Annotated in this window: 8 protein-coding genes; all 8 read right to left on the bottom strand. The window is 41.8% G+C overall.

The genetic code is table 11. The features are described from left to right. A partial coding sequence (locus DW657_RS18480) for a hypothetical protein (RefSeq protein ID WP_233547196.1) occupies positions 1–262 on the bottom strand: 262 nt, incomplete at its 3' end. 139 nt (positions 263–401) lie between these two features. Then, positions 402–728 carry a hypothetical protein gene (locus DW657_RS16285; RefSeq protein ID WP_118313447.1) on the bottom strand — a complete coding sequence of 109 codons (327 nt, stop codon included), beginning with the start codon at positions 726–728 and terminating at the stop codon, positions 402–404. Between the two features lie 445 nt (positions 729–1,173). Then, complete coding sequence (locus DW657_RS16280; protein WP_118313446.1) at positions 1,174–1,554, bottom strand: hypothetical protein; 381 nt, start codon at positions 1,552–1,554, stop codon at positions 1,174–1,176. Between the two features lie 3 nt (positions 1,555–1,557). Further along, a complete protein-coding gene (locus DW657_RS16275) occupies positions 1,558–1,971 on the bottom strand; it encodes a hypothetical protein (RefSeq protein ID WP_118313445.1) in 414 nt (137 codons plus the stop codon). A gap of 56 nt (positions 1,972–2,027) precedes the next feature. Continuing rightward, positions 2,028–2,303, bottom strand: coding sequence for a hypothetical protein (locus DW657_RS16270; protein ID WP_147381982.1), 276 nt, complete (start codon positions 2,301–2,303; stop codon positions 2,028–2,030). A gap of 28 nt (positions 2,304–2,331) precedes the next feature. After that, positions 2,332–2,832, bottom strand: coding sequence for a hypothetical protein (locus tag DW657_RS16265; RefSeq protein ID WP_118313443.1), 501 nt, complete (start codon positions 2,830–2,832; stop codon positions 2,332–2,334). 30 nt (positions 2,833–2,862) lie between these two features. Continuing rightward, positions 2,863–3,207: a hypothetical protein gene (locus DW657_RS16260; protein WP_118313442.1), complete on the bottom strand. Its 345-nt coding sequence runs from the start codon at positions 3,205–3,207 to the stop codon at positions 2,863–2,865. A gap of 15 nt (positions 3,208–3,222) precedes the next feature. Beyond that, entirely contained in the window at positions 3,223–4,173 is a 951-nt protein-coding gene (locus DW657_RS16255; protein ID WP_118313441.1) for a hypothetical protein, read from the bottom strand. Positions 4,174–4,467: the final 294 nt, after the last annotated feature.

The raw sequence follows: 4,467 nt of genomic DNA, 5'->3' as shown, positions 1-4,467 counted from the left end.
GAGAACTACAAAAAACTTCTATAGGATAAGAAGTACTATTGCTTATAACTATATTACCAGAATCATCACTAACTGTTATATCTGAACCTTGACTAAAAATACTAACAAATTTACGTGTACCATCCGATTTCTGTAATATTTTACCTACTACAACAAAATTACAAGTTGAATTGTAAATACATACGTCACTGTACCATATTCTATTTTTAAAGTCAGCAGGTATCAATGAAATAGTTTTGGTTTCTTTAGATTGGATAATCACATTTGAATAGCCGAATCCAAATTTGCCAATAATAGCATCCTATGCCGATGTTTTATCCTCAACAGATTTAAAATTTCCAAAAAGATTATTTGACAAAAAAATAATAGCCTTCAAAATTGATATTAGTATTATTACTATATTAAAATACAGATTGCAGACCTTTTTTATTGCCTGAAACTATTGATGGCTTTTCTGAGAAAATATTATTTGATATAATGATTCCAACAATAGTAGTATTATGAGTAAGAATACTTTTGTATTTAGAGACAATAGTATTGCCACTGATTTCAATTTGTCGAATAACTTTGTCACCATCAGGCTGGGCTAAACAAAGAAGGTTTATATTACCTCCATCGCTCATAAAGTTTCTTTCTATGTAATTTTCCTTGAAATTAAATTGATAAATAATTCCATCAGATTCCATTCTTATTAATTCATTAGAATTAAATAGCGTATTTAACTCCATCCAGTTTCCATTAATTGAATTTCTATTGATTTCGCCACTATTAGAACAAACAGCACTTGGACAGAGGTGTCTAGTTAGAACTCTAAGTCGCTGACTTCGTAAATATAAAAAAGCTAGGTAGATTATTTTTTACCTAGCTTTTTAGAACTTCTTTCAAAGATGTAAGGTTCATCAGACTCAGGAAGAAACCTAGCATATTTGAAGATAGCATCATATTCAGCATCTTTGAAATAGCCTTTAAGTATTATATTATTTTATATGGAGTCGCCACCTCACTCCTAAACATAGTGGCTGAGGTTATCATTTAATAACACTGCAAAGATACTTAGTTTTGTTGAGGTGAGCAAGTCAATAAGTATTTTACTTACAATTTAAATATAGAAGTACTTATTTCCTATGTAAGTAAAGGCATCTATATATAAAGAAGAAGGGTGAGTCGAAAGATTCACCCTTTTCTTCTGTAGCAAGCCTGCACCAATCCACCAAGCAAATAGCAAGCCTCCTCCCCATACATATTTATCAAGAACTGCTCGGAAATATGCTGAACCACATGCAGCATTTCGTGGCTGAGGCTATTCATACATTCCGCTTTAGAAGTGGTCCATCCGATAACAACCACCGATTTCCGAACATCAACATTAGAATAGGTTATCCCCTTATTCGCTTCACCTTCGAGCACGAGATTACAGGCATCTTCGAGAGGAATGCCGCTGCACCCCAAATCCCGAAGATGCCTTCTTATCTTCATGGCATCCTTTGCGTGAACATCGTACATTACGTGCACGGTCCAGTCGTATCTATCTATGTAAATCTCCTGCTCTGTCATATTTTACAAAATGTCTTCCCAAGGAATGCCTATGCCATTGAATGATGTATCTGCATAGAAACGGTTGAAGATGAAACCATCCTGCTGATCCTCATCATCCACGTAGTCTTTGATGAACTGAGCCATCTGCTTCTCCTCCGTGATAGACGAGCCGTAGAAATCAGCAAGGCACATGTGTGCGATGTAAACCGCATCATAGCCCACATTATTCTCCAGCACGATATTGTTCTTTTTCAAGATGTCCTCAATATCATCCTTGCTCATGATGCGGATAGGCTTACCGTTCTTCCGCATCTGCTTGATTGCCCACTCGCACATCTTCTTATTGAAGTGCCAGCCGTTGTATCTCAGGTAAGCCCTCATTTCCTCCGGCTGATAATCGTAGGCATTTAATGATTGTCTGTATTTTGTTCCCATAATCTCAATCAATTTAAGAAAGGGGTGTGCCCACTTTTGAGCACACCCCAAACTAGTTAGTAATCTTCTCCGTAATCACTTCTGTAATCACGTCCACGGTCTTCACGTTGGCGCATGTCTTCGTACTCCTCATGCTCTCGCATACCACTTCTGCCTCCACGACCTCTGTAATCGGGCATGCGGTTGCGCTCGCCGTATCGGTCACGTCTGCCATCACGCTTCATTTCGCCCAGGCAGTTCATCGCCTTATCCAAGTAGCGCAAGCCCTTCTCCACGTTCTCATACAAGCCATCAAACTTGTCTTCTGTAATCTCAACCATTATCATAATCATAAGATTTTAAAAGTGAATAGATAGGAGATTACTTATTGATGCTCTGTTGGAGCCATCCCATCATCTTGTCAATCTTGCCCTCAATGCCGGAAACCTTGCCTTCCAGCTTGTTGATCTTCTCAGTCTGTTCCCTCTCCTTGGCTATCTGGGGGTTGAGTTGCAATAGCATTCCCTCACAAGAATCAACAACTTTCTTGTGGTAATCTACGCTCTCCAGTATCGCCTTGGATTGTCTCAGCATCGTATCAACCTCTGCACTCATGGCTTCCTTGTTGTCGCTCACCACAAGATTCTTGTCGTTCGCTATCTGTCCGTTAGCAGGTAGCTGCTTGAAATCCACCTCCTCGTCACCCAGCTTCACCTTAACGTCCACCACAGTCTCCATAGGTTGAGGAGTGAAGCCATTATTGAAGGATGGGTATCTCGTCTGAGGGTTGCTCACCGAAACAACCTGACCGATCCGCAAGCTAGGGTTCTCACCCTTATCTAGGACATAGAATAAAGAATTTGTTCTTAAACCTTGAAACATAATGTAATCTCCTATTATCTATTCTGTTTGTTAAACAATACCCGTCATCAGCTGAAGGGTGTTAGTGTCTCTCTCAAACCAGAGCTGAACCACTCCAGTTCCCGGCACGTCTGCAACCGTCAAAGCATCACCATTGAATTTGGTTACAGCTTGGGTTGCGCCGTTGGTCTCGAAAAGGATAGGCAGCGTACTAGTCGTTCCAGTCGGAATAGCCTGTTTCAGATTTACGAAAATCGTTCCTCTGTAGTTGGCATTCACGAAGGCGTGGTTTTTAAAGGTGAACACCACATTGGCAGTATTCACCGCCACGCCTGTAGAAGCGATAGCCGCCGAACCGTTACGATTCACCCAGGTATAAGGTCTTAACCATAACATAGCAGCCTCCTTTCTTTAACCCCAGAATCCTGCACCGTTAGCAGCATTCAAACCATACAAACCTGCCTGATAAGCCACGCAGTTAGGAACCGCAGTAAATGGGCTGTAAGGAGTAGTTACTGTCTCTGGCAACTTACACTTGATACCAGCCACCTCGCTCTGGAGACCTGCCAGTACCGCATTGATAGGAGCTACAGCCTGACCTACAATCTGAGAGGTCATAGCAGAAGACTTGAAGGTACTGTTCTCTTCACGCAGAGAATCAATCTTGTTCTGCATCTCACGCATCTCAGCCTGCTTCTGACCGTCAACGATGGTCTGAGTGCTTTCCTTGATAGCGTTGTGCAAGTCGCAAGTCTGTCGCTGAGTCTCGTAAGCCACGTTAGCGAAGCCACGCTCCTGACCGGTAGCTACGTTGTTGATGGCATTCTGTAAGGTTCCAGTCTGCTGACAGATAGCCAAGCGGTTCTCGCAGCAGCAGTTTGCAATCTGCTGAGCAATCTGCATATTACCCTGCTGCAAAGCGTTAATGGTCTGCATACCACTCATACCAACCTGATTACCTACATTCTGAACCTGAGAAGTCAAGGCAGAAATAGCATTCTGAATCTGACCCTCGGTACAGTTGAGCTGAGTAGCGAGATTACTGAGAGCGTTACGATTACCGCCGATGGCATCCATCAAGAGGCTACGACCGTAGTCATTGTTAATCTCGTTAGCGATACCGCCACGACCGTTGCCGCCGAAGCCGCCCCAGCCATTGCCACCCCAACCCATAAGGAAGAAGAGGAAGATAACCCACATGAACCAGCCGCCTTCGCCGCACATTCCGTTGTTACCCTTCATGGCGAGAAGCACATTTGGATCAACACCCTGCTTCTGGAGCAGAGGAGCAAGAAGTCCAAGCATTCCGTTTGAACCTCCGTTTTGGTTTTCACCAAAGATGTATGTCTTAGATTCTGACATAATAAATGATAGATTAATCGTTTCGTTCACTATTGAACTTGGTGCAAAGTTACGAAGAACCTTGCACCCTGCCTAACTATGCTCAAAATAAATTTTTAGCAAGTTAAGCCCCAGTTCCTCAGCATTTTATGCTGAGTCATTTCCTGCTCATTTATTTAGCAAAAGTCTAAACTGTACAGAAATCGCCCTCAACCCGATACAACCTATCAATATTTTCACTATCTTTGCACAAAAATATAGCGTATGGAAACAATTATCTTGGTTATTACAATAGTTCGTTAAAATTTGAGATAA

The organism is Prevotella sp. AM23-5 (genome assembly GCF_003473645.1).
In the GTDB taxonomy this organism is placed as follows: Bacteria; Bacteroidota; Bacteroidia; order Bacteroidales; family Bacteroidaceae; genus Prevotella; species Prevotella copri_A.
This window is presented reverse-complemented; position numbering and strand designations above follow the sequence as displayed.

Bases quoted from the DNA above. Each gene is read 5' to 3' on its own strand.
- DW657_RS16285 (WP_118313447.1), bottom strand. From the start codon at position 728: ATGGAGTTAAATACGCTATTTAATTCTAATGAATTAATAAGAATGGAA.
- DW657_RS16280 (WP_118313446.1), bottom strand. From the start codon at position 1,554: ATGACAGAGCAGGAGATTTACATAGATAGATACGACTGGACCGTGCAC.
- DW657_RS16275 (WP_118313445.1), bottom strand. From the start codon at position 1,971: ATGGGAACAAAATACAGACAATCATTAAATGCCTACGATTATCAGCCG.
- DW657_RS16270 (WP_147381982.1), bottom strand. From the start codon at position 2,303: ATGATTATGATAATGGTTGAGATTACAGAAGACAAGTTTGATGGCTTG.
- DW657_RS16265 (WP_118313443.1), bottom strand. From the start codon at position 2,832: ATGTTTCAAGGTTTAAGAACAAATTCTTTATTCTATGTCCTAGATAAG.
- DW657_RS16260 (WP_118313442.1), bottom strand. From the start codon at position 3,207: ATGTTATGGTTAAGACCTTATACCTGGGTGAATCGTAACGGTTCGGCG.
- DW657_RS16255 (WP_118313441.1), bottom strand. From the start codon at position 4,173: ATGTCAGAATCTAAGACATACATCTTTGGTGAAAACCAAAACGGAGGT.